At 55.5% G+C, this 24,527-nt stretch carries 21 protein-coding genes and 1 pseudogene; 12 read left to right on the top strand and 10 right to left on the bottom strand.

The window, feature by feature from the left end; translation table 11 throughout:
• Window positions 1–88 (top strand): IS3 family transposase (locus V8L70_RS20810; RefSeq protein ID WP_336269099.1); only part of this gene is annotated, 88 nt, incomplete at its 5' end.
• Window positions 89–155: 67 nt separating this feature from the next.
• Here V8L70_RS20810 and V8L70_RS20805 read toward each other — a convergent pair.
• Together V8L70_RS20805 and V8L70_RS20800 are read right to left on the bottom strand one after the other, a co-directional pair.
• The gene (locus V8L70_RS20805; protein ID WP_008958179.1) at window positions 156–2,153 is read right to left on the bottom strand and encodes a methyl-accepting chemotaxis protein; all 1,998 of its coding nucleotides are present in this window, start codon (window positions 2,151–2,153) and stop codon (window positions 156–158) included.
• Window positions 2,154–2,382: 229 nt separating this feature from the next.
• A complete protein-coding gene (locus tag V8L70_RS20800) occupies window positions 2,383–3,384 on the bottom strand; it encodes an XdhC family protein (protein ID WP_101146447.1) in 1,002 nt (333 codons plus the stop codon).
• A gap of 406 nt (window positions 3,385–3,790) precedes the next feature.
• On the opposite strand from V8L70_RS20800, the gene V8L70_RS20795 reads away from it, so the two are divergent.
• The gene (locus V8L70_RS20795; protein ID WP_101146448.1) at window positions 3,791–3,979 is read left to right on the top strand and encodes a hypothetical protein; all 189 of its coding nucleotides are present in this window, start codon (window positions 3,791–3,793) and stop codon (window positions 3,977–3,979) included.
• Window positions 3,972–5,459, top strand: coding sequence for a sodium:solute symporter family protein (locus V8L70_RS20790; protein WP_101146449.1), 1,488 nt, complete (start codon window positions 3,972–3,974; stop codon window positions 5,457–5,459). Before V8L70_RS20795 ends, V8L70_RS20790 begins: the two co-directional genes overlap by 8 nt.
• Window positions 5,460–5,484: 25 nt before the next feature.
• Here the strand turns inward: V8L70_RS20790 and V8L70_RS20785 are convergent, their stop codons facing one another.
• From V8L70_RS20785 to V8L70_RS20775, 3 genes are read right to left on the bottom strand one after another with little or no spacing between them, the layout of a single operon-like run.
• Window positions 5,485–6,432 (bottom strand): 5-oxoprolinase subunit C family protein, encoded by a 948-nt coding sequence (locus V8L70_RS20785; RefSeq protein WP_101146450.1) that lies wholly within the window; start codon window positions 6,430–6,432, stop codon window positions 5,485–5,487.
• Complete coding sequence (pxpB, locus tag V8L70_RS20780) at window positions 6,429–7,136, bottom strand: 5-oxoprolinase subunit PxpB (protein ID WP_101146461.1); 708 nt, start codon at window positions 7,134–7,136, stop codon at window positions 6,429–6,431. The genes V8L70_RS20785 and pxpB overlap by 4 nt, the downstream gene beginning before the upstream one ends.
• Window positions 7,137–7,141: 5 nt before the next feature.
• Window positions 7,142–7,894: a 5-oxoprolinase subunit PxpA gene (locus V8L70_RS20775; RefSeq protein ID WP_101146451.1), complete on the bottom strand. Its 753-nt coding sequence runs from the start codon at window positions 7,892–7,894 to the stop codon at window positions 7,142–7,144.
• Window positions 7,895–8,249: 355 nt separating this feature from the next.
• On the opposite strand from V8L70_RS20775, the gene V8L70_RS20770 reads away from it, so the two are divergent.
• The 7 genes from V8L70_RS20770 to V8L70_RS20740 all read left to right on the top strand — a co-directional run bounded on the left by V8L70_RS20770 (window position 8,250) and on the right by V8L70_RS20740 (window position 16,801).
• Window positions 8,250–9,233, top strand: coding sequence for a LysR family transcriptional regulator (locus V8L70_RS20770; protein ID WP_101146452.1), 984 nt, complete (start codon window positions 8,250–8,252; stop codon window positions 9,231–9,233).
• 36 nt (window positions 9,234–9,269) lie between these two features.
• Window positions 9,270–10,253, top strand: a complete 984-nt coding sequence (locus tag V8L70_RS20765; protein ID WP_101146453.1) for a TRAP transporter substrate-binding protein — start codon at window positions 9,270–9,272, stop codon at window positions 10,251–10,253.
• Between the two features lie 81 nt (window positions 10,254–10,334).
• Entirely contained in the window at window positions 10,335–10,898 is a 564-nt protein-coding gene (locus V8L70_RS20760; protein WP_008957459.1) for a TRAP transporter small permease, read from the top strand.
• Window positions 10,899–10,942: 44 nt separating this feature from the next.
• Complete coding sequence (locus tag V8L70_RS20755) at window positions 10,943–12,247, top strand: TRAP transporter large permease (RefSeq protein WP_008957458.1); 1,305 nt, start codon at window positions 10,943–10,945, stop codon at window positions 12,245–12,247.
• Window positions 12,248–12,374: 127 nt separating this feature from the next.
• A complete protein-coding gene (locus tag V8L70_RS20750) occupies window positions 12,375–15,050 on the top strand; it encodes a bifunctional diguanylate cyclase/phosphodiesterase (RefSeq protein ID WP_101146462.1) in 2,676 nt (891 codons plus the stop codon).
• Between the two features lie 89 nt (window positions 15,051–15,139).
• Entirely contained in the window at window positions 15,140–15,871 is a 732-nt protein-coding gene (locus V8L70_RS20745) for an HAD family hydrolase (RefSeq protein WP_101146454.1), read from the top strand.
• Window positions 15,872–15,907: 36 nt separating this feature from the next.
• Window positions 15,908–16,801 carry an EamA family transporter gene (locus V8L70_RS20740; RefSeq protein WP_101146455.1) on the top strand — a complete coding sequence of 298 codons (894 nt, stop codon included), beginning with the start codon at window positions 15,908–15,910 and terminating at the stop codon, window positions 16,799–16,801.
• A 25-nt stretch (window positions 16,802–16,826) separates the two neighbouring features.
• Here V8L70_RS20740 and V8L70_RS20735 read toward each other — a convergent pair whose 3' ends face one another.
• The 3 genes from V8L70_RS20735 to V8L70_RS20725 form a co-directional block, all read right to left on the bottom strand.
• On the bottom strand, window positions 16,827–17,567 hold the full coding sequence (locus V8L70_RS20735) for a sulfite exporter TauE/SafE family protein (protein WP_101146456.1): 741 nt from the start codon (window positions 17,565–17,567) through the stop codon (window positions 16,827–16,829).
• Between the two features lie 134 nt (window positions 17,568–17,701).
• Window positions 17,702–19,057 carry a magnesium transporter gene (gene mgtE / locus V8L70_RS20730; protein WP_101146457.1) on the bottom strand — a complete coding sequence of 452 codons (1,356 nt, stop codon included), beginning with the start codon at window positions 19,055–19,057 and terminating at the stop codon, window positions 17,702–17,704.
• Window positions 19,058–19,356: 299 nt separating this feature from the next.
• A complete protein-coding gene (locus V8L70_RS20725) occupies window positions 19,357–20,373 on the bottom strand; it encodes a 1-aminocyclopropane-1-carboxylate deaminase (protein WP_101146458.1) in 1,017 nt (338 codons plus the stop codon).
• A gap of 230 nt (window positions 20,374–20,603) precedes the next feature.
• On the opposite strand from V8L70_RS20725, the gene V8L70_RS20720 reads away from it, so the two are divergent.
• The gene (locus tag V8L70_RS20720; RefSeq protein WP_101146459.1) at window positions 20,604–21,110 is read left to right on the top strand and encodes an Lrp/AsnC family transcriptional regulator; all 507 of its coding nucleotides are present in this window, start codon (window positions 20,604–20,606) and stop codon (window positions 21,108–21,110) included.
• 7 nt (window positions 21,111–21,117) lie between these two features.
• Here V8L70_RS20720 and V8L70_RS20715 read toward each other — a convergent pair whose 3' ends face one another.
• Complete coding sequence (locus tag V8L70_RS20715; protein WP_008959256.1) at window positions 21,118–21,492, bottom strand: YbaN family protein; 375 nt, start codon at window positions 21,490–21,492, stop codon at window positions 21,118–21,120.
• 198 nt (window positions 21,493–21,690) lie between these two features.
• Here V8L70_RS20715 and V8L70_RS20710 point away from each other — a divergent pair, with 198 nt between their 5' ends.
• Window positions 21,691–23,826, top strand: coding sequence for a PhoX family protein (locus V8L70_RS20710; RefSeq protein WP_101146460.1), 2,136 nt, complete (start codon window positions 21,691–21,693; stop codon window positions 23,824–23,826).
• Window positions 23,827–23,970: 144 nt separating this feature from the next.
• On the opposite strand, the pseudogene V8L70_RS20705 reads toward V8L70_RS20710, so the two are convergent.
• Window positions 23,971–24,426, bottom strand: a pseudogene (locus V8L70_RS20705) (YciE/YciF ferroxidase family protein); the annotation flags it as partial.
• Window positions 24,427–24,527 lie beyond the last annotated feature (101 nt).

Genomic DNA, 24,527 nt, shown 5'->3' with positions numbered 1-24,527 from the left:
TATCCATTACTACAACCACGAGCGTATCAAGACCAAGCTAAAAGGCCTGAGTCCGGTGCAGTACCGAAATCAGGCCTTAACCGCTTAGCTTTTCACTGTCCAAGTTTATGGGGTCAGTTCAAAGCGGGTGCCTTTTGCGTTGCGGGTGAGCGAGGTTAGAACTCTTCCCACTCTGGCGCTTCCTGCCTTGGCTGGGTGGCGGGTGGTTGATTGCTGCGTGCCGGTGCCGATGATGTACCGGTAGAGCGGGTTACTGCTCGCTCTTTGTGGGTGGCGGTATAGGGCAACGCGGAGGGGGAGCCCCCTTCATGGAGCACAAACTCGCTCATCAACCGATCAAGGCCGCGGGCGTTGTCGCGCATGGAAGCGGCAAGGTTCGCGCTTTGGCTGACCATGGCGGCATTCTGCTGGGTCATCATATCCATCTCTGCCACGGCGGTGTTGACCTGCTGGATACCGGTCGTCTGCTCTCGTGCGCCTGCGGCAATTTCAGCAATCACATCGGATACCTGAGTGACGCTATGACGAATCTCCTGCATGCGCTCAGCCGCTGCCTTGACGATGTCGCCGCCTTCTTTTGAGTGGCTAACGGACATATCGATCAACGCACGAATATCGTGAGCAGCAGAAGCCGAGCGACTGGCGAGAGTGCGTACTTCGCTGGCGACCACGGCAAAACCGCGACCCTGTTCGCCAGCACGGGCCGCTTCCACCGAGGCGTTGAGTGCCAATATGTTGGTCTGGAACGCAATCGAGTCAATCAAGCCAATGATATCGCTGATCTTGTTGGCCGAATCACTGATGGCTGCCATCTTGGCTTCCATCTGGTTCATGGACTCTGTACCACGTTCGGAGGCATTGGCAGCCTCTAGCGCAAGGCTATTGGCTTGTTCTGAAGCCTGGGAAGTGTGCGCTACAGTGGAGTGGATTTGCTCCATTGAGGCGGACGTTTCCTGGAGGTTAGCGGCCGCTTGCTCGGTGCGCGACGAGAGTTCCTGGGTACCATCCGCCATATCGCTGGCATCTGATAATACCGTGCGCGCGTTTTGGCGTACTTCCTGAAGCGTTAATTGCATGCGTTCCACAAACGCATTAAAGCCATGGGCGAGGTCGCCAATTTCATCGTTTGTTTTGGCTTCTAATCTGCGCGTTAGGTCGCCTTTACCTTGGGCGATGTCTGCCATGGCTGCTGCCGTATGCTTGATAGGAGCGAGAGAGCGACGTGCCGCATAGGCAACCACCACCAATAGCAATACCAGCAGCAGTCCGCCTGCCAGCAGTAGCGACTGTAGCAGGCTGTTGGTAACGGTCGTAAAGGCTGTGATGGGTACGGTGACACCCACCACCCAAGAGGTGCCTTCCACCGGGCTCCACATGAGAACTGTCTGTTCGCCGCTGGGCATAGTAATTTCACCTGAGCCGGCCGTACCATTGAGTATTTGTTGGCTCAATGCATCCAGGCCTTGGTAGCCCTGCTGATCGGCATCGGTGTAATTGAGTGACATCCGATACTCTTCATTCGGGTGGGCAATGACTTGCCCCTGGCTGTCGATGAGCCAGCCATAGCTTCCTTCGCCAACATTGATATCGGAAGTAATGTCAGAAACGGCAGCCATGGAGACCGTCATGCCTAGCAACCCCGCCCTATTACCGCGTTCATCAAACACGGTGTCGGCGACAATAGCCGTTGGCAAACCACTAATCATGGAGATAACAGGATCACTGAGAAGGCTGTCTTGGCTGCCCTCGGTCACTAGGGTCTGAAAGTAGGGGCGTTCGGCTATCTCTAGGTTGACGCCTGCGTGGGTCAATGTTGCCCCGGAAGCATCAGAGAAGAAAAGTGACTCAATGGTGCCCCCTGGAGGGTAGCGTTTTTCAAGCCACTCGCGATGAGAGGCAATTGGCACGTCTTCTACCAAACGTTCATCCTTAGCAAGTACGGCTATCCAATTGCGGTATCCTGTAATCCAACGGCTAATTTCATCGGCTCGTGCTTCTACTTGCCGAGTCCCTGCATTATCGATTAACGATGGAATAGCATTATTGAGCTGTTGATTGACGACAATACCCAGAATGACAGCCACCGCTAACAGCGGAATGGCGACAGCAGCCAGCAGTTTCTGCGTCAGTGAGAGACGAGAAATTTTTTTCATTTGTTGCCTCGATGTGTTGGCCAGTAGCAGGGTACTGTCGATAAGGCAGTGCCGTACTCTGGCTGTTTTATGGTTCCCTGGAAGTGCTCTTACTACCGTTAATTATTAACGGCTGCTAATATTTAAACTTAAATCTAAAATATTTTTTGTCACCTCTTTTTTAATTTAATCGCTATTTTTACTTAAAAATAGACAGTAAAAATTATAGTTTAAAAATAACTAAAGCGGCCTAGCTTGCCTGCTGTATCGCTAATGACTTTATATAGCTACAGCTCATGTCGGTTTTTCCACGATAATGACGCACAATATCGGCCATTACTGCTAATGCAATCTCGGACGGTGTTTTGCTGCCTAAATTGAGACCAATCGGCATGGTAATCCTTGCCAGCTGAGTGTCTTTCAGGCCACTGGAGCGTAATAGCCGCTCTGCACGCTGTTGCGACGTTGGCTGAGACCCCATCACGCCAATGTAAAACGCCTCCGTGCGGACGGCCTCGATCATCGCCAGGTCATCAATACGCGGATCATGGGTCAACGCGACCACTGCCGTATTGGCATGGCAGCCGCCCGAGGCGATAAAAACGGAAGGCAGTACCGCTTGCACTTCCACGCCAGGCACGTCGAAATTTTTGCGGGCATCATCGTTGGGGTCGCAGACAATGACTTCAAAACCGAGCGATTGGGCAAACAGGGCGCAGGGCGAAGCGACCGAAGAGATGCCGGCAATGATCAGCCGTCGCGCTGGGCCAATGCGTACATTGACGCTGGTGGCATCAAAAGTAATGGCAGGTTCTGACAATGTGGATGGGTTGAAGCGCTTGCGCCAATCGGACAACGAGATCCAGCGAGTGAGCGGCTGTCGGCCCAGCAAGGTGGCATGCATCACTTCAAGGTGAACGAGGTTGTCGGCAGAGGGGGCCAGTTGTTCAACGAGCACCTCCAGACTGCCTCCGCAGGGCAAGTGGACAGTGGTTGAGCTGTCGTCGCCATACATTATCCGTTGGGCGAGTTGGTCAAACTCACCTCTTTGCAGTCGGGCGATAAAATCTTCTTCCACACAGCCGCCTGATAGTGATCCCAGGTAGTCGCCCGTCGAACAAGCGACCAGCATGGCGCCCGGTTCTCTGGGGGATGAGCCGAAGGTTTTCAAAACCGTACAGAGCCAAACGGTCAGCCCCTGATTGGCCCATTTCAAAGCGCGTTCTATAACCTGCAGATCAAGGTGGTGCATTAACCGATTGCCTCCATGGGGTGATTGAGGGAGGCTTCAAGTGTCTCGCGAACGGTCTCTGGGGTAAAAAGGGGCTTGCTGAACCGTACCCCGGTAGCATTGAAAAGCGCGTTAGGTTTTGTACGAAAACTGTCTGCGCTCGCCAATACGGCGTTAAAAATCATCTCAAAATACTCATTTACTACCCGTAAACTCCGTTTTTTCGTTGATTTTTGCCTTGTCTAGGCTTCGCTCGCCGACTTTTCGTACAAACCCTAGCAATCGCGGGAGCACAGGGCATTTCTGCATCGCCAAGCAATATGGTTGAGCCGTGTGCATGTGAAGGATTGCCTAGGCATCGGTAGCATGTCAGCTTTACTACAGTAGCGCGCACTTTCCACCCTGATGTAACAAAACGAGATGGACTATGAAACGCAGTAAATGGATATGGCTAGTATGGGCCGTTGTCTTGCTAAGCTATTTAGTGCCTTACACGCTGTTAAGCGATGTGTCGCGATGGTACGGCAGCTTTTTGTTTTGGTCAGTTGCCGGGTTAGTCATCATTGCTCTGAACGTGTTTATCACTAAAGATTTTAAGGAAAATAGCGATGACTGAATCGCTCATTTGGTGGTCCATCGCTATCTACTTATTGGTCGCTATAGGCATTGCTATTCTGTCGCGCCAAAGCCCGGCGAAAGGTGGTTCAGAAAGCATGTCGGGCTACTTTTTAGGCAACCGGCAAATGAACGGCTTTGTCTCCGCGCTAAGTTACAGTGCCACCACTTACAGTGCCTTTATGATGGTGGGCTTGGCAGGTCTTACCTATGCTGGTGGCGTTGGCGCGCTCGGTTTCGAAATTATCTACTTTGCCGGTGTTTCCCTGGTGGCTGTTTTCGGGCCTAAATTCTGGGCCGTTGGCAAAAGATTTGGTTTTGTGACCCCAAGTGAAATGCTGGGTCACCGTTACAATAGCAAGCATGTGGCTATGGCCGTCTCAATCGCCAGCTGTATCTTCTTGATTCCTTATTCGGCCGTTCAGCTCGCTGGTGTTGGTTACCTGCTGCAAGGGATCACAGATGGCGCCATTACCTTTACCACCGGGGTGGTGTTAGCCACGGTGATCGCTATCTTCTTCTCCTACATCGCGGGGATTCGTTCGGTCATGTGGACCGATTCGCTCCAGGCCATCATGATGATCGTGGCTTCCACACTCGTGGCCTTTCTGGTGATTCAAGGCCTGGGCGGCTTTGGCGCGCTGTTCGATACGCTGGCAACGGAGCACCCGCAGTCACTGACGGTACCTGGGCCTGGTTTGTTTAGCTTTGTCACTTTCTTGGGGCTTACTATTCCGTGGTTCTTCTTTAGCCTTTCTAACCCTCAAGTCAGCCAGCGCCTGTTTATGCCCTCGTCGCTGCGTTCCATGCGTCAAATGCTGCTTGGTTTCCTAGTGTTTGGCTTTATCTACACCATCGTTTCCGTGCTGTGGGGGTTCTCTGCCTTAGCGGCTTTCCCAAGTCTTGAAAGTGCAGATTTAGCCACGCCCACGCTGCTAGCATCTGAGTTTGTTCCACCAGTGTTAGGCGTGATTGTAATGATCGGCATCATGGCGGCCGCCGTTTCTACTATCGATTCGATCATGCTGACGCTGGCGTCCATGGTTTCCCGTGATGTCTATGCCAACGTCAAACCGAATGTCAGTGAAAAGCGCCAACTGTTAGTAGGCAAGTTCGTGGTGCCGGTGATCGCACTGATGGCGCTGGCCTTCGCCGAGCTACAGCTTGATCTTATTGCGGTGCTGTCGGTGGCTGCATCGTCGGGGCTCGTGGCCATGGTACCCGCTATTATTGGCGCCTTTTATTGGAAACGAGGCACCGCTGCCGGAGCACTGGCCAGTGTGGTGGGCACCAGCGCCTTTGTACTGTTGATGTATGCCACCGGCAACTCGCTGCTGGGGCTGCCTGCCGGTGTATGGGGCATTGTGGTCGCTAGTGTGCTGTTTGTTGGCGTTAGCCTTGTGACCAAACCTCATCAAGCCACCACGGATGCTTTCTTTACCGCCATCGCTGAAGAGCTGGAAAAAAAAGCGGTGGCATAAGGCTTTTAACTGAGACTTTCCAGGTTTAGCGCCAAACCGTTAGCTGTTGTCGATAATCATCTTGCGCCTGGCTGGCACTGACCGGCGTCAGCCACACTTTGGTGCCGGGCAAACACTGGGCCAGCGTAGCGCAGGCGATGGGGGTGAGGGCGCCAAGGCGTGGGTAGCCGCCAATGGTTTGGCGATCATTCATCAGTACGATGGGCTGGCCGTCCGGTGGTATTTGTACGGCTCCGAAAGGAATGCCTTCGGAAATGATGCCTGTGAGCGAGCCATGCAGGGCGGGGCCTGTGAGCCTTACACCCATGCGGTCGGCACGGTTATCCACTGTCCAGGGCTGGTTGAACGCCTGGAAAAGCGTGCGTCCGCTAAACGAGGCGATCTGCGAACCCAGAACGATGGGCAACCGGCAGCCTGACGTTGGCATTTGCGGGCCTTGTCCTTCGATACGGCGCACCGCTGGGGCGGCACCTTTCCAAGTCAAGCGGTCGCCCACTTTTAGCGGTTTACCATCTTCGTGCAGGCCACCCAGTTGCTCGCGAGCGGTACAGGCTCGGCTGCCAAGCACTTCCGGTGCATTCAGCCCACCTGGAAAAGCGAGATAGGCGCGCAGGCCCTGGCGCGGTTGGCGAAATACCAAGCGTTGACCGGGCAGTAGCTTGAAGCTGGTATTGGGTGCGAGTGGTTTGCCATCCAACTGGGCGTCTAGATCGGCGCCGGTCAGCGCCAGGCGCACTTCGCTTTCGGTTTCAAAACTCAAACCGCCGCCCATCACAATTTCCAACGCGGCGCTATTTAAGGCGTTTCCAAGTAGCCAGTTGGCCCAGCGAAACGAGATCCAGTCGGCGGCACCACCTTGAGTAACCCCTAAATGGCCAACGCCAAACCGGCCGGCATCCTGAATCAGTGCGAGTGGCCCCGCTTGTTTAACGACCATGCCATTTTGTGTTTCATTGATGGCGACGTGGCTCATGGGCGCTCCTCCATTGGGGTGGTATCCCCACCGTCGGCTTCAAACTCCGCGCGGGAGATCGCTCTAAAGCGCACCTTGTCGCCAGGGCGGAACAGCGGTTCGCCGCGCTTGGCGTATTCGAAGAGCGGCACATTAGTACGGCCAAGAATGTTCCAACCCCCCGGTGAGAGCAGCGGGTAAATCGCGGTTTGCCGATCGGCAATGCCCACGCTGCCTGCTGCCACTTTACGGCGTGGTGTTTTCAAGCGCGGCGTCGCTATTGCTTCATCGACTAAGCCCATAAAGCCGTATCCTGGCGCGAAACCCAGCGCGAAGACACAGTAGTCATGGTTGCAGTGCTGCTTAATGAGTTCGTCGACGCTTAAGCCTGCCCGCTTGGCGACCAGGGGTAGCTCAGGCCCCACGCTCTCGTCGTACCACACGGGGATGTCGTGTAGCTCACCCGCCTGCGTGTCGGCAGGTTCGAGTCCGGAAAGCGCCTGGTTGATCAGACCGAGCGCCTCGGTGTGATTCATTTGCTGACAGTCGTAATGGACTAGCAATGTGGTGTAGGAGGGCACTAGATCAATCAATGCAGCTCCGAAAGCACCGCGCAGCGCTTGGTCGGCGGCAATCACCCAGGCCATGTTGGATTCGTCGATGGTGTTGAACAGTCGCACCATCAGGGCATCCATGGCGGCGGTTTCAACTCTTCTTTCACTAATGGGGTTCACGCCTGCTCCAGCGCCTGGAAGGCCTCACGAATGGCGCGCACGGCCGCCACTGATTCAGGGTTGTCACCGTGAACGCAGAGCGTATCGCAGGCTAGCTGCAACGGTGTGCCGTCGAGCGCGGTGAGCGGCTCGCCTTTGGCCAGCTTAATGGCCTGATCCACAATGGTGTTCTGGTCGTGGTGTACGGCGTTGGGTAAACGGCGCGAGGCCAGGTGGCCATTGGTATCGTAAGCGCGATCGGCAAAGGTCTCGAACCAGAGGGTAATGCCCAGTTTGGCGGCCAGCTCGCGATGTGGTTCGGGGTTAGCAGTCGACATGATCATCAGCGGCAGGCTCGGATCGTAAGCACGCACGGCGCGCATGACGCCTTCGAGCAGCGCCGGGTTGGCGGCCATGTCGTTATACAGTGCCCCGTGGGGTTTGATGTAGCTGAGCCGGGTGCCTTCTGCCTGGCAAATGCCTGCCAGGGCGCCTACCTGGTAGAGCACCATATCTTCAGCCTCTTCAGGCGAGCAGGCCATCGAGCGGCGACCAAATCCCATCAAGTCAGGGTAGCCAGGGTGCGCGCCAATGCGAACATCATGCTGGGCCGCCAGCTTGACGGTGCGGCGCATCACATGGGGGTCGGAAGCGTGGAAGCCGCAGGCGATGTTGGCGCAATCGACATAGGGCATTGCCTCGGCATCCAGGCCGATAGTCCAGTTGCCGAAACTTTCGCCCATATCGCAATTAAGCAGGGGAATGGCCATGGCGACTCCTGTCGTTGATGCAGTGGGTGCTTGCATGTGGCTGAAACGAGACTGTAATTCACCTCCAATATATGAACACGGCATGCTGAGTGCCAATCGTTTTTGTCGATACTAACTATCGGGCTCTCCTATCATATTGTTATTTGGTGGAAAAATGATTGACGCTTGGGCACGATACGCTTATCACAGTAAGGGCGGGGCGTGATAATAACGTTGGTGAAACAGCGCTGCCGAAGATGGTCTCGAAGTTGCATAGTTATCTGGTGTCAACGAGCATCAGCACACAGCAGCAAGCTTTACGTGTCAGCAAAACGGCGCTTATTTATTTCCGAAAGCTATTAGTAGGCGTGTCAATATGCTCGATTTTAAGGAACTTGAGGCGTTTGTATGGGCGGTGAGGCTTGGCTCCTTCCGCAAGGCGGCGACCCGTTTGCACCTTACTCAGCCCTCTGTTTCCGAGCGTATTTCGCGTCTTGAAACCACGGTGGGTGAGCTACTGTTGGAGCGTGCCGCCCGACCCATTCAGCCCACCATGCGTGGCCGCGAATTTTTTGTGCATGCTGAGCGGATGCTGCACCAGCGTGACGAGGCGATGAAGCTTTTCGATGACGAAGAGGCGTTTTCTGCGCCATTACGGCTCGGCACGATTGAAACTATCGCCCATAGCTGGTTTCCCGAGTTTATGCGCAGGCTTACCGAGCGCTATCCACGGCTGACTATCGAACTGACTGTGGATTACTCGCCAGTGCTCAACGAACGGCTACTGGGCAACGAACTGGATATTGTACTGGCGATGAATGGTTATTCGCCGCAGAAGCAGATCGATTATGAGTCGTTGAGTCCGTATGAAATGGGCATGTTTGTCTCACCCCGGCACGCCCATTTGCTCAGCGGAAGTGCCAATATCTGGGGCAGGCAATTACCGTTCATTTCATTTGGCAAGCTGGCGCGCCCCTATACGGAACTGGTGAATTACCTGGCCGAGCAGGGCGTAGCCAGCCCACGTATTCATAGCGTCAGTACGCTGATGACGATTGTACGCATGACCATGGAGGGGTTAGGGATCGGCGCGCTGCCGGTGGCCACCGTGCTGGAAGAGTGGCAGCGAGGAGAGCTCCACCGCTTGTCACTGCCGGTGCCGTTACCCGCCATGCACTATGATGTGATATGGCGCAACGCTAACCACCCACGCTTTTGCCGGGGCGTTGCTCGGCTGGCACAGGAGTGCGCCTGCCGCTATGCCCAGGCGCGCCGTGCCGATATGACAACAACACTTTTCTCTGGGCGCTGGGTACCCAGCAGCGCCTCCTCTGGTACCACCGATGCAACACACCATTAGCTCCATACTATTAATAGAAACAAGAGGGTTCTCACCATGCGCAAGACATTAACTTCCACCCTGCTACTGGCAACAGCCTGCGGTCTGACGGTGACGGCTCACGCGGCTGAGTGGACCATGGCCACGCCGTACGGTGATGCCAGCTTTCATACCCAAAACACTAAACAGTTTGCCGAGGATGTGGCAGAAGCCACTGATGGCGAGCTAACCATTACTGTGCATAGCGGTGGCTCTCTTGTCGCACACGGGGAAATCAAACCGTCGGTTCGTCGCGGCACCATTGATGCGGGCGAAGTCTTCCTCTCTGTGCTTTCCAATGATGACCCCATTTTTGAAGTGGACACATTGCCGGGGGTTGCAGGCAGCTACGATGATGCCTACGCGTTATGGGAAGCCACCAAGCCCATGATCACCGAGCTGTTCGCTTATGAAGGACTGATTCCGCTCTACGCTGTCGCCTGGCCTGCGCAAGGGATCTACACCTCCGAGCCGCTTACCGACCCTGCACAGTTTGAAGGTCTGCGCGTGCGCGCACCGAACATCAATACCCAGCGCTTCGTCGACAACCTGGGCGGCAGCCCCACTGAAACCGAAGAGTCTGATATCCCCACCGCCTTCAGCACTGGCCGTGTGGACGCCATGATTACCTCAAGCTCCACTGGGAACTCCATGGCGGCTTGGGACTATGTCACCGACTACACCGACGCTAACCTGTGGTTGCCCAAGAACATTGTCTTCATCAGCCAGCGCAGTTTCGATGGCCTGGATGAAGCGACCCAGGAAGCCCTGATGGAAGCCGCCGCTGAGGCTGAAAAACGTGGTTGGGAGATGAGCCGTGAAGATAACCAGGCAAGCTTGGACACATTAGAAGAGAACGGTATCTCGGTTTCTGAGCCGAACGACGCTATTTCCGAGGCGCTGCAAGCCGCTGGTGATGAGCTGTTTGAAGATTGGCAGTCACGCGCCGATGATGAAGCCAAACAGGCGCTGGAAACTTACCGCGAGCAACGCGACAGCTAATAGCCGTCTCAATGTCTCTGGCAGGGGCTGCGGCAATGCCACCGCCCCTGCTTATTCCGCGCGCTTTATGAGGCTGCGAACATGACGTTTAAATTCGACAAACTCTATCGCCTCGGTGCTTGGGGTGCGGCGGCGTGCATGGTGGCTATCTGTGCGCTGATCGCGCTCCAGGTAACCTTCCGCTTGGTAGATGCCCTGCTGGTGCTGGTAGGTTTGAGCCGGCTAGGCCTGAGTATTACCGGCGTTTCAGAAATTGCGTCTTACTTATTAGTCGGCGCGACCTTTCTGGGCTTGGCCTACACCTTTGTGCATCACGCCCATATTCGCGTGACGCTGTTGATTACTCGGCTGCCACCTGCCATTCGTGTGTGGTTTGAAGTGTTTGGCCTCATCATCGCCCTGGCGATCAGTCTGATGCTCAGTTATGGCCTGGTGGGGCTGGCGCGAGAGAGCATTCAATACAACGATGTGTCTTCAGGATTTGTGTCGATTCCGCTCTGGATTCCCCAGCTGGTACTTGCGACCAGTGTAGGGCTGCTCTGTCTGGCGCTGGCTGAAGCGTTGTTCATGGCGGTGCGTATCGCTATTCGCGATCCTTCAAGTTTTCGCGAAGCGACGGCCCCAGATGAAAGCGAGGGCCACTAAATGGCGACCTTCACTCACCTGCCCTCTAAATTGGAGAGCTCATCGTGCTGCTACTAAGTCTCGCCACCATTTTTACGCTTGTGCTGTTACTGGGGAGCGGGGTATGGATCGCCTTCGCGCTGATTGGTACTGCCTGGATAGCACTCGAGTTCTTCAGCTCGTTTTCACCAGCTTCTATCCTGGCCTCTGATTTCTGGGGTGCCAGCTATGGGTGGGACCTTACCGCGCTGCCCATGTTTATCTGGATGGGCGAAATTCTGTTTCGCTCGGGGCTCGCCGACAATATGTTCCGCGGTCTGTCTCCCTGGTTAAACCGCCTGCCGGGGCGCCTTTTGCATACCAACATCATTGGCAGCGGCATGTTTGCCGCGGTGTGCGGCTCTTCGGCTGCCACCTGCGCCACGGTGGGCAAAATGACGCTGCCGGAACTCGAGCGGCGTGGCTACGATAGCAACATGGCGATTGGCACTCTGGCCAGTGCTTCGACGTTAGGGCTGTTGATTCCGCCTTCCATCGTGCTGATCGTCTACGGCGTGGTCACCGAGCAGTCGATCTCCAGACTGTTTATGGCGGGTATTGGCCCAGGCTTGATGATCCTGGCGATGTTCATGAGCTATCTCATTTTGTGGGCGCTATTGAAAGGCAACCGCGAAGGCCTGACCGGTGAAGATGAGTCAGGCATGAGTTTTGGCGAAAAGCTGCGCAACACCTGGTCGCTGGTGCCCATTCTGCTGCTGATCGGTGGCATCATCTTTTCGATCTATGGTGGCTTGGCCTCACCCACGGAGGCAGCAGCGGTCGGTGTGGTGCTGTCGATCGTGATTGCCCGCTTCAATGGTCACTTTGACCGCGAAATATTCAAGAGCTCGCTGTTTGCCGCTGTGCGTACCGCCTGCATGATCGCCTTCATCATTGCGGGCGCATCTTTCCTGACCTCGGCCATGGGCTTTACCCAGGTACCGATGAAGCTGGCGCAGGCGATTGGTGAAATGGGGCTTTCACCCACTATGCTGCTGATTGCGCTCACCTTGCTGCTGCTGATCATGGGCTGCTTTCTCGATGGTATTTCGCTGATTCTGCTGGTTACCGCGATTATCATGCCGCTGGTGAGCGCCGCCGGGTTTGACCTGATCTGGTTTGGCATCTATCTGGTGATCGTCGTCGAAATGTCGCAGATTACGCCGCCCGTTGGCTTCAACCTGTTCGTGATTCAGGGGCTGACGGGTAAGGATATTCTGACCATTACCAAGGCCACGCTGCCGTTCTTCCTGCTGATGCTGTTGGCGATCGCCTTAATGCATCTCTTTCCCGGTATCGCGCTCTACCTGCCCGAGGCCATGACCCGTTAACGCTCACTATCGTCCACGGTTAATCATCCAGGCGGCTGTCATGCTGGCCTGGATGTTGATTGGGTGCTTCTTTGTCGCTGCGCTTCGCGCTAAGCTACAGAAAAAGCGGGAACAGGTGGCTCCACCCATGCGCACGAGGAATGACGCTACAGAGATATTTCGACAGTTGGCCGAAGGCATGGGTCACAGTGGGAGCTCTCACTTTTACGCCACGCTGGTAGAGCGCTTGGCAGCCTTACTGGGCGTTGATCATGTATTGATGGCCGATGTAACCCAGTTGCATCAGGCTAAGACGTTAGCGGTCTGGTCCAATGGCGGTCTGCTTGGCAATATCACCTACTCGCTGTCCGGCACCCCTTGCGAAACTGCGCTAGGGCGCGGTTCCTGCCTGTATGCGTGTGATGTTCAATTGCTCTTTCCAGACGATAAGCTGCTCTGCAAGCTCGGCGCCGAGAGTTATATGGGGCGCCCTCTCTACGCTGCCGATGGCGCGCTGATTGGCCTGCTGGCGGTGCTTAAGAACTCCCCTATGCAGTTGGATGAGCTAGCCAATGAAATTTTGCAAATTGCCGCCGCCCAGGCCGGAGCGGAGCTAGGCCGCCAAAAGGCAGAGCAGGCATTAAGAGCAAGCGAAGAAGTCGCACGGGAGAGTGAGCGACGCCTGAATACGCTGCTGAATCACCTGCCTGGCATGGCCTACCGTTGCTTCAATGACCGTGACTGGACCATGCAGGTGGTAAGCCAAGGGGCCGAGGCACTGACCGGGTACCGTCCGGATGAGTTGCAAGGTAACCGGGTGACCAGCTTCGCCGCGTTGATTCATCCCGATGATCAGGAAAAACTCTTCGACGAGGTGCAGTTGGCCATTGCCAGCAAGCGGCCTTACCGGGTGGTGTATCGGTTGAAGCATCGCGACGGGGGGACTCGCTGGATGTGGGAGCAGGGCCAGACTGTCATGGGCCATGACGGTGAGATTGCCTGCCTGGAAGGCTTTATTTCGGATGTGACCGACCAGCAAGAGTCGCAGCGGGTACAAAACGCCGTGCTTCAAGTTGCCTCAACAGTTACTACACGAGTGGGTGACGGTTATTTTCAGCAGTTGATTGCCACTCTGGTTGAAGTGCTGGAAGCCGACGCAGGCTTCATTGCACTACTGCATACCTCCCCTCAGGGCGAGGAAGAAGTCTATGGCCAGGCAACCACGGTTAGCATGGTGGTCAGTGGCGAACAGCGTGAGCCGCACGCTTTCGCACTGCGCGGGTCGCCTAGCGAGCAGGTGGTGCTGGAGCGTGAAGCGGTGATGCATGACGGCCCGCCGCTGCTATTAGCGGGCACGCAGCTACCGGTCAGGGCATGGATTGGTCGCCGCTTAGATAACGCCAACGGCGAAGCCATTGGCGTGATGATGGTGTTTTACCGCCAACCGCTGACGACGAATGCGTTCGCCACCTCAGTGTTGCAAATCCTTTCTACTGGCGCCGCGGCAGAGCTTGAACGCCGCCGTGACCACCGCCATATGCATCAGTTGGCCTACACGGACAGCACTACCGGGCTACCTAACCGTACCCGCTTCATGGAGCTGTTAGCGCAGATGTGGCAAGAGGCCCATCATACTGGGCAGGGGCTTTCGCTGCTGCTGCTGGATATTCGTCGCTTTAAAGAAGTGAATGACCTGCACGGCCATCAAGTAGGTGATCAACTACTGGTGTCAGTCGCGGACCGCTTGCAGAAGATCAGCCACGCCTATGGCCCATTGGCGCGTTTATCCGGCGATGAGTTTGCCATGCTGGTGGCCGACGCTGATATCAGAAACATAAATGATCTCGTCGAGCAGTTGCGCTCAGCTGTGACTCAGCCGCTGCAGCTGGAGCGCCGTGTGTTTAACCTTGATGTCAGCATCGGTTATGCCCGTTATCCCCACGATGTGAAGCAAGCGAGTGAGCTGTTCAATGCCACCAGTATTGCGCTTCACCACGCCAAACGCCGCGACAACAGTACCTGCCCCTATACCCAAGCAATGCATCACGCGCTACAGCGCCGCCAGCGGATGACCGAGCGGCTCAGCGTGGCTATCAGCGAAAACAAACTGGAACTCTATTTTCAGCCCCAGGTGGACCTTGCCAGCGGGCAGCTGACAGGCGCTGAGGCTCTCTGCCGCTGGCATGACGCGGAGTGGGGGTGGGTGAGTCCCGGTGAGTTTATTCCTCTCGCCGAAGAGCGCGGATTGATACGCCTCTTGGGAGACTGGGTGTTGGAGGAGTCGGCTAGGCAACTAATGGCATGGGGTACGCAAAACAAGCAGGCACTGCCGGGTAGGCTGTCGATCAATATTTCTGCCCAGCAGTTTGCTGACCCCGAGCTAACTCAGCATATTGCGCAGCTAATGGCTGGCGTACCACCGAATGCCATTTCTCTGGAGCTTACCGAAAGCGACTTTATGCGCGATCCTGATCAAGCGGTAGAAATTACTCACACCATGCGTAAGGCGGGTTACGCACTCTCTATTGACGACTTTGGCACAGGCTACTCCTCACTCTCATACCTGAGGCGTTTCGCCGCCGACGCACTGAAGATCGATATCTCTTTTGTGCGCGAGATGCTCGATAACCATCACGACCGCACCATTGTGCAGACCATCATTGCCATGGCGAAAGCGCTAGAGATGAAAACGGTGGCAGAAGGCGTAGAGACCCGAGCGCAGGCCCGCCTGCTGGCCGACATGGGCTGTAATGAAGCCCAGGGCTACTGGTTCGGTCGACCGTTGCCAGCCAATGAGTTTGCTGCAGCGTGGTTGAACAAGTAACCACGCAATATCACCGCCAGCGTCATCGTCCTGTCATCACCTTTGGCATACCCTACGCGCCGCCAACCCGCGATGAAAGGAGTGCTCCCATGCGCCTGGCCCTATTTGATCTTGATGACACCCTCCTGGATGGAGACTGCAGCGACCGCTGGAATTTATGGATGATAGACCAAGGGTGGGTCAGCGATGCCGAGACCTTCATGGCGCGTGCCGAGCAGATGCAGCGGGCTTATCATGCGGGCAAGCTAAAGCTCGAAGAGTATCTAGCCATGACCCTGGCGCCACTGCGCGGGCGCCGGGTAACGGATGTGCAAAAAGAGGTCGAGCGGTTTGTCGCCACGCATCTCCAACCGCGTATCTTCACTCAGGCCTGGGCCTGCCTGGAAGCGCATCGCCAGGCGGGCGATACCCTGCTGCTGATTTCTGCATCTGCGCGGCATCTGGTTCAGCCCATTGCGGCTACTTTGGGGATCGAGCACGTGCTGGCGGTAGAGCTGAGCATCGAACATGGCATCAATGAAGACGCGCGCTATACCGGTGGTAGTGAAGGTATTTTTTCCTATCGCGGCGGCAAAGTGCTGCGCCTGAAGCAGTGGCTGATCGAGCAGCAGATCACCCCCAGCCACACCACGTTTTACTCCGATTCCCGCAACGACCTTCCGCTGCTGCAGTACGTGGATTGCCCGGTTGCGGTCAACCCCGACGCGGTGTTGGCCGAGGTGGCTAGCGTTGAAGGGTGGCGGCGCTTAGACTGGCGGGCGCCAGCGCCTGTGAGCGCTTCGTCGCCCAACGCTTTGCCAGGAAAATCGGCGCATGCCTGATGTTATTAATACACGCCTTCAACAAGGAGAGCGTCCTTGAGCCCAGCCGCCCTCGCGCTAGTGCTGGTGTCGGTGTGTATGCACGCTGGATGGAACGTGCTAGGTAAGCGCAACGCGCCGTCGTTGGCCTCATTTGCTCTGGCTTATGGTGCGGGAGGGGCGGTCATGCTGCCGCTAGTATTGCTTGGGCCATCATTAGCGGCGTTACCCAGTGCTTTTTGGGGATGGTTGGTACTCTCTGGACTGTGCCAGATGCTCTATATGGGCGGCCTGGCCTGGGCCTATGCGCGGGGGGAAGTGAGCGTGCTTTACCCCATCGCCAGGGCATTGCCCGTGGTGCTGGTGCCTTTGGTTTCCATCGCGCTGCTGGGCAGCCGTGTGTTGGATGCCTGGGACGGTTTGGGAATGATGCTAGTAGTAGCTGGCGCGCTCTGCCTGCCGCTTAGCCACCCGGAGGCGCGTCGGTTTTCCACCTATTTCACGCCCGCCATGGGGTTTGCGCTGCTGGCGGCGGCGGGAACGGTGGGCTATTCGCTCATCGATAAGCAGGCATTAGGCCACATGCAGGGCGCTGGGCACAGCGTCATCACCGCTGGAGCCGTCTTTATGGTGCTGCAAGCGGTGATGACGCTGACCTGGGCGGTACCGCTACTGGCCCTGCTGCCTGCCGAGCGCCGCCGATTGCCCGCGCTTCGCCAGCAGGGCCTGGCGATGCTAATCACCACCGGGCTGATGATGACCTGCACCTACGGCCTCGTGCTGATGGCCATGGCGATGACCGATGAAGTGAGCTACGTGGTCGCCCTGCGCCAGCTCTCGATTCCGGTAGGCGTGTTGATGGGCGTGCTATGGCTAAAAGAGCCTGCTTCCACCGCTAAAACACTTGGCACCTTGGTGATGCTGGCGGGGTTGATCATGGTGGCACTGTAGTCGCGCCGCCTGCTCGCTCTCTAAACTAGAGCGCCTGCCACACCAAGTTAATCCCCACTAAGAACATGGCGATGATCACTAGGCGGTAAAACAGCTTTTCATTGACGCGGCTCTGCAGCCAAAGACCGTTACGTACACCGATCCAAGCAACGGGTACCAGCAGCAGCGAGGCCCAGGCGCTAGTCATGTTGACCTCGCCTAACCACACATAAGGCCCCAGTTTGATGGAGTTCACGACTGCGTAGGTCACCGTGCAGGTGGCAATAAAGGTCTCTTTGGAGAGCTTGCGCGGCATCAAGTACATATTCATCGGCGGTGCGCCCGCATGGGCAATAAAACTAGTGAACCCGCAAACGCTGGCGGCAGGTAGCGCCCATCGGGAAGAGATAGGTTTCTTGGCCACGGGTTTCAGCAACATATAGGCCGCAAACACTACCGAGAGAAGGCCCAGCACCAGCCGCACTCCTTGCTCACTCAGGCTGCCAAACAGCAGCGTTCCCACCGTGACGCCAATGAATAACCCTGGCACAAAGCGCCACACTTCCGCGCTATCGTGTTTACTCCACCACGCTTTTACCGCAAACACATCCATCACCAGCAATAGCGGCAACAGTAATCCGGCTGCTTGGGTCGGGCTAATCGCCAGCGCCATCAAGGGCACTGAAAGCGTGCCGAAGCCACCCGCAAAGCCGCCTTTTGATACGCCGGTCAGGTAAACGGAAAATACGATTAACAGCCAAGCAATCACGGTATAGTCGGGGAGCATGAACGCCTCTGGATATTCAAAAAAGTGAACCACAAAAAAAGCCCCGCATTAGCGGGGCTCATCAGCATAGCATTAGATAAACGTTAGCGGGCGAAGTGAGTGGCGACGCCGCTTGCACCATTCAATGGCTTTGATCACAAAATAATCAGCGTCGCGAGCCCCAAGAACGATAGAAAGCCCACCACATCCGTGACGGTGGTGAGAATTACCGCGCCGGAGAGGGCAGGGTCAATCTGTAGCCGTTTCAACACCAGGGGAATGAGGACGCCGGATAGGTTGGCAAGGCTCATATTGATAAAAATCGCTAGCGTGATGACGAGCGTAATCAGCGGGTCGCTAAACCACAGGTAGGAAATACCGCCGACCACCAGGGCCCACACCAAGCCATTACTCATCCCCACCCATAGCTCTTTATTATACAGCCAGCGTTTATTGTTACCGGCAAGCTGCCCGAGCGCCAAACCGCGTATCACTACTGTCAGGGTCTGGCTTCCGGCAATTCCGCCCATGCTAGCGACTACGGGCATGAGAATGGCGAGCGCGACGATTTGATCCAGTACGGCTTCAAACTGCCCGATCACAAAAGCTGCTAAAAAGGCGGTCAGCAGATTAATACCCAGCCACATACCGCGGCTTTTCGCGCTGCGCGCAATGGGGGTAAACACTTCTTCTTCGTCGCTAACGCCTGACATGTGTTTCAACGTCATGTCAGCATCATCTTGGGTGATTTCTAATACGTCGGCAGCGTTTAGCTGGCCGACCAATAACCCATCGCTATCGCACACTGGCACAAAGTGAAGTTCTTTAGAGCGCAATAATGCAGCGGCTTCACTCACTTTCATTTGATCATTTAGGGTGAAAAAATCATCCATGTAATCATCAACCACGGCTTCTTGTGGCTGTTTGATTAAATCAATCAGGCTCAAGGTGCCGAGTAGGCGTTTATCCTTGTCTGTAATCATGATTTGCTGTGATTCATCATCGAGCAGGTGATGAATCCGGATATAGCGTTGTACGGCCTCTAATGACACGCCTTGTTTTACATTGACCGTCTCGGGGTCCATGTATCGTCCCACTACATCATCTTCATAGGCATGAAGGTTCTCAACCTGGGCGCGTATCTCCTGATCCAAGCTGGCATAAACGGTGGTTTTGATCTCTTCGTCGGCGACATCAAGAACGTCGGCGACTTCCTGGGCATCCAAGCCTCTGACTATCTGTTCAACATCGCTGGCAGAAAGATCCTCAATATAGTCAGCGCGAATATCCTCATCGACTTCTGCTAAAACTTCACCAAGCACATCGTCTGGAATGTAGTCCCAAAGTAAATCACGGGTTTTAGCGGGGAACGACTCAAGCGTGCGCGCAATCGCTAATATATCGAGCTCTGTGAATAGCTCTTTGAGGGCAGCGGTATCTTCTTCATCTAATAACTTTTGAAGATACAGCAGTTGCTCCTCGGTATTGGTATATTTTTCATCATCGCGCATAGAGTCCATCCTTATAAACACTCATTTTTAACACAACCACTTGAAAGCTCGTGATGGCTCACTATGGATCTTATCGGCAGGCTTGGTTGAAAGCCATCCCGGCTTTTGGCACGGCATTGTCTGCGCCGGGAGGCGTTGAGTTCTGATGTGCGGCAAGGGCGAGGAAGGTAGGGACGAGGATGGCAGTGACAAAGATAGCAGAGAATAGAGACAGACTTCAGAAGCTGGAATACCGCCTAGTCGAGACTTCAGGTCTCGCACCAGGCGGGCAGTGAATGGGGGATAGAACTGGTCAGATCCTATCCATTCCTAAACAGGAAACTGTAAGCATTAAGCGCAGGCACACCGCCCAGGTGGGCATAAAGGACTTTGGAGCCTGCTGAGAATTCACCGTTACGCACCATGTCGATCATGCCGTGCATCGATTTGCCTTCGTAAACGGGGTCGGTGAGTACGCCTTCCAGACGGGCGCACAGGCGAATGGCTTCTAGCGTGCCTTCGTTGGGCAGGCCGTACTCGGGGCCACCATAGCGGGTATCCAGAATCACGTCGTCATCGGCAATGCCGCCTTCCAGCTCTACCAGCTCAGCCGTATGGCGCGCGATACGCAGGATTTGTTCGCGGGTTTGTTCGGGTTTGGCAGAGGCGTCAATGCCAATCACTCGCTGGGCGCGGCCATCGGCGGCGAAGCCGACCACCATCCCTGCCTGGGTACTGCCGGTAACTGAGCACACGACGATATAGTCGAACTTGAAGCCCAGCTCTTTCTCCTGTTGACGCACCTCTTCGGCAAAGCCCACAAAACCTAAGCCGCCGTAAGGATGCTCGGAGCAGCCTGCGGGAATCGGGAAGGGCTTACCACCCCGCTTGCGCACATCCTCCATCGCCTGCTCCCAGCTGGGGCGGATCCCGATATCGAAGCCAGCATCATCCAATCGAACATCGGCGCCCATGATGCGCGACATCTCGATATTGCCCACTCGGTCATACACCGCATCGGAGTAGTTGACCCAGTTCTCCTGCACCAGCACGCATCGCATGCCCAGGTGAGCAGCGACGGCAGCGACCTGGCGGGTCTGGTTCGACTGAATACCGCCAATCGACACCAGCGTATCGCAACCTTGCTCCAGTGCCTCAGGAATCAAGTACTCCAGCTTACGGGTTTTGTTGCCGCCAAAGGCTAAGCCGCTATTGCAGTCTTCGCGCTTAGCGTATAGCTCTACTTCACCGCCTAAATGTTCGCTTAGCCGCTTGAGGGGGGTAATGGGAGAAGGCCCAAAGGTAAGCGGATAACGTGGGAAACGATCAAGATTCATATAAAAAATCTCCTACTTCTAAGCGAGAAAGAGCGGCATAAAAACTGCCTAGCGAGGGTAGATGTGAAACCTTGGCGTGCTCGCAAATTTTTATATTTAGCATCGTTTTATAGTAAGCGGTGACGTTATTATTTGTGTTGCAAATTATCTGTTTTATAGGCAATAAAAAGTGATATAAATAAAGATAATCGGTTTTAAGTTTTGCTAAATAGCCAATAAGGACACTATTAGTGTGTGCAAAGCGATCGCTTTCGCGCTCAGATGCCGACCAGCCAGCGGGTGAACTGGATCGTATCGACAAGCGAATTCTCAAACTGCTTCAGAATGACGCCACGCTCTCGAATGTGGCCTTGGCCGAGCGCGTTAACCTAAGCCCTGCAGCTTGCTTGCGCCGAGTGGAAAGGCTCAAACGGGATGGGGTGATCAGCCGGGTGGTGGCGCATTTAGACCCAGAGCAACTGCAAGCGGGCATGGTGGTATTGATTGGCGTGGTGCTGGATCGCTCGACGCCGGAATCCTTCGCCGCCTTTGAGGAGGCGGCCCAGAAGGTGTCAGGCTGTATGGAGTGCCACGTGGTCACCGGGGAGTTTGACTATTTCATGTTGGTACGCACGCGGGACAGCCAAAGCTTCAACAGGCTGCATGCTGAACAGTTGCTCTATCTGCCTGGAGTGCGCCAGATCCGCTCATTTATGGGGCTGCGTGAAGTGGTCTCGACCCATAAGGTGCCGATTTAGTGATGTGTTAAGGCGAAGAAGAGGGCTCAGGACGGGTAGCTAACCACAGAGCGATCATTATAAGGAAAGCGACCACACCCCAGCGCAGCCAGCCCTGGTCGAGTGACCAGACCACGATCAATGCACTCAACGCGATCATGCTGACGGCTGCGAGCTTGGCACGCCGGGGAATGGCGCGCTCTTGCTCCCAGGTGATCAGCAATGGCCCGACATAGTGGCGGGAACGGATCCAGACTTCAAAGCGCGGTGAGCCTTTGGAGGCACAGTAAACAGCGATCAGCATAAAAATAGTGGTGGGCATTAGCGGTAAAAAAATACCCACCAGCCCCAGGCTGAAACTAATAGCCGCCAACGCCACCCATATGATGCTGATCAGTCTCATCCTTGCTCCCGATTGGCTCGCTGTTACTCAGTGCATTGCATTCTGTGTTAATAAGTATGGTCTTATATCACGGCTTCGCCATGCAGGTAGTTAGTCTTCATATAAATGCAGATACTCCGTCATCGTCCTGTCATTTAGCTTGTTTAGTGTCTCCTAACGTTCAATCGTTGGCATACAAACGATCAGGGGGAGACCACCATGAGTAAAGAGATCGAAGATCATCGCCTGTTTAACCGCAGTAGCAATCAGCCTTTTGCTGAGGTATTAGCGCGGCACGTATCCCGACGTGATGTGATGCGCGGCGGCTTGGGAGTCGCTGCTGCCTCGATGCTCAGTTTTGGTGGCGCTGCCCAGGCGTTGGCTTCCAGTGGCGCGCAGAAAACGCCTCTGACGCTTGCTTTTGAAGCGGTGCACGGTTCGCTCACCGACGCGATCGTGGTGCCGGAAGGCTATGTGGCCCAGGTGTTGGTGCCTTGGGGCACGCCATTGAACACAGGCGATGCGTGGCAGGCCGACCAAACCATGACACCTGAGCGGCAGGCGGAAAGTGTCGGCATGCACCATGATGGCATGGCCGGTTTTGCCTTGGACGCCGACAACGCCTCGCGTCGTTTCGTGCTGGCGCTCAATAACGAATATATCGACCAAGCCGCACTATGGGCACCTCAGGGCGGCCCCGCCAATGCCGAAGAGGGCCAGCGGCCAGCAGATGAGTCGCGCACCGAGATCAACGCTCACGGTGTCACGCTTGTCGAAGTCGAAAAAGACGCCAATGGCCAATGGTCGCATGTGCCGGGCTCGTCATATAACCGCCGCTTCACCAGCGCAACGGTGATGGAGCTTTCCGGGCCCGTGGCTGGCAGTGACTACGTCAAGACACAGTTCTCTCCGACAGGCATGCAAACCCGCGGCACGAACAATAATTGCGGTAATGGGGTAACCCCCTGGGGAACCTATATTGCCTGTGAAGAGAACTGGCCCGATATCTTCGTCAATCGTGGCGAGCGCTTTCAGGACGACGCCCGCATCGGCATCCCCACGGACAAAAGCCGCTATGGTTGGGACACATCCGCAGGCGATGCCTCCGAGGAGAATGGTGAGTTCGCCCGCTTTGATATCACCCCACGTAGCGAGCGGGCGGAGGATGATTATCGCAATGAGGCACGCACCTTCGGCTATCAGGTGGAGATTGATCCCTATAGCGGAGTGCGGGCCGTCAAGCGGACAGCGCTTGGGCGTTTCCGCCATGAAGGATGCTGGTTAGGCAAGCTGGAAGCCGGTCAACCGGTGGTCTACTACTCGGGGCACGATGCCCGCAACGAGTATGTGTATAAATACGTCTCCGACGCTGCCTGGGATCCCGCCGATGCCAATCGACCCGGCGAAGCGTATGACCGTCTTGTCATTGGCAGCAAATACCTGGACAACGGCACGCTGTTCGTGGCCCGTTTTCATGCCGATGGCAGCGGTGAATGGCTGCCGCTAACACCGGAAGCCCAAACGCGTGATGGCCGCACATTGGCCGCGGCGCTGGGGCTTGCCAGCGATGATCAAGCAGGCATTATCATCAATACCTGTGACGCGGCGGATTTGCTGGGCGCCACGCCGATGGATCGTCCTGAGTGGGCCTCTGTTGATCCTGCCTCAGGCGATGTCTATCTCACGCTAACCAATAATAGCCAGCGCACCGCTGAGGACTCCTCCCCGACGTACACCAACGACGGCGAGCGTCTTGAACAGAATGGCGTCGGTTACGATCTGGCACCGACCAACGCGGCTAATCCACGCGCCAATAATGAGGCGGGACACATCATCCGCTGGCGTGAAAGTCGTCTGCCGAACGCCTTTGCCTGGGAAGTGTTTGTGTTTGGTGCGGCTATCGATGATACGGATAACCACTCGGGCCTGACGGAAATGAACCAGTTTGCCAGTCCCGATGGACTATGGTTCGACGAGCGTGGCGACGGTCAGGGCATTCTCTGGATCCAGACCGATAACGGCTATGAAGGTATCACCGAGTACACCAACGACCAGTTGCTTGCGGTCGTGCCTAATGGTCTCGATGATATTCAAGGCACCGGCCCCGTCATTAACAGTAGCAACCAGCAGCAGCTCAAACGCTTTGCGGTGGGGCCGAACGGCTGCGAAGTGACCGGCATCTTTGCCACACCTGATAAGACCGCGTTGTTTATCAACATTCAGCATCCGGGCAATTGGCCAGCCGACGCAAGCGCCTTGGTGCAAGACGCTACGGTTGCCGCCAGTGGTCAAGTGCGCCCCCGCGCAGCGACCGTGGTGATTCAGAAGCGTGACGGCGGCCCGGTGGGAGTGTAAAAGCTATTAAGTTGCTAATGCATAACGCAGTGATAGCACTAGCGCTTAGCTAATAGTGCCAATTGCTAAAACGAGCGGGAAAGGGTGGGCTTGATTAATTAAGCCCACCCTATAAAACACTTTATAAAAGCATTTTATAAAAAGTTAACCAGCTTTCTTGTTAACGTTCTCTTTCGCTAACGTATTCAACTTATCATCCGCGGATTTTTCTTCCTTCAGCGTTTCGGCCAGGATGTTTTTAGCTTCGGTATAACCTAACTGCTCTGCAAGAGAACACAGCGTGCCATAGGTGGCGATTTCATAGTGTTCTACCTTTTGTGCAGCACCAATCAGGCCCGCATCACGTACAGCGCCTTTTTCGGTCGCTTCAATCAGTTCCTGCGCTTCCTCTATCAAGCTCTCCATGGCGTAACACTTCAGCCGTTTGATACGGATATCAGGCACGCTATCAGCGACTTGCTCTAGTCTTTCTACCTGTCCTTGGGTTTCATCAAGGTGATGTTTAAAAGCATCGACCAGCTTGGGGTCATCCGCGGCACGTGCCATTTTGGGCAGCGCGCGGGTCATTTGCTTTTCTGCGCTAAGTACCTGATCTAAAGTTTTCGTGTAATATCCATGCCAGGATTTCTGACACGGACAGAACCATGGAAAAACGCTTCGTTGCCCCTCTCACTGAACCTGAACAACAGACGCTGACCTCC

This window comes from Vreelandella arctica (assembly GCF_037070215.1).
GTDB classification, from domain to species: Bacteria; Pseudomonadota; Gammaproteobacteria; order Pseudomonadales; family Halomonadaceae; genus Vreelandella; species Vreelandella arctica.
The sequence above is the reverse complement of the archived record's forward strand: the minus strand, read 5'-3'. Positions and strand labels throughout refer to the sequence as shown.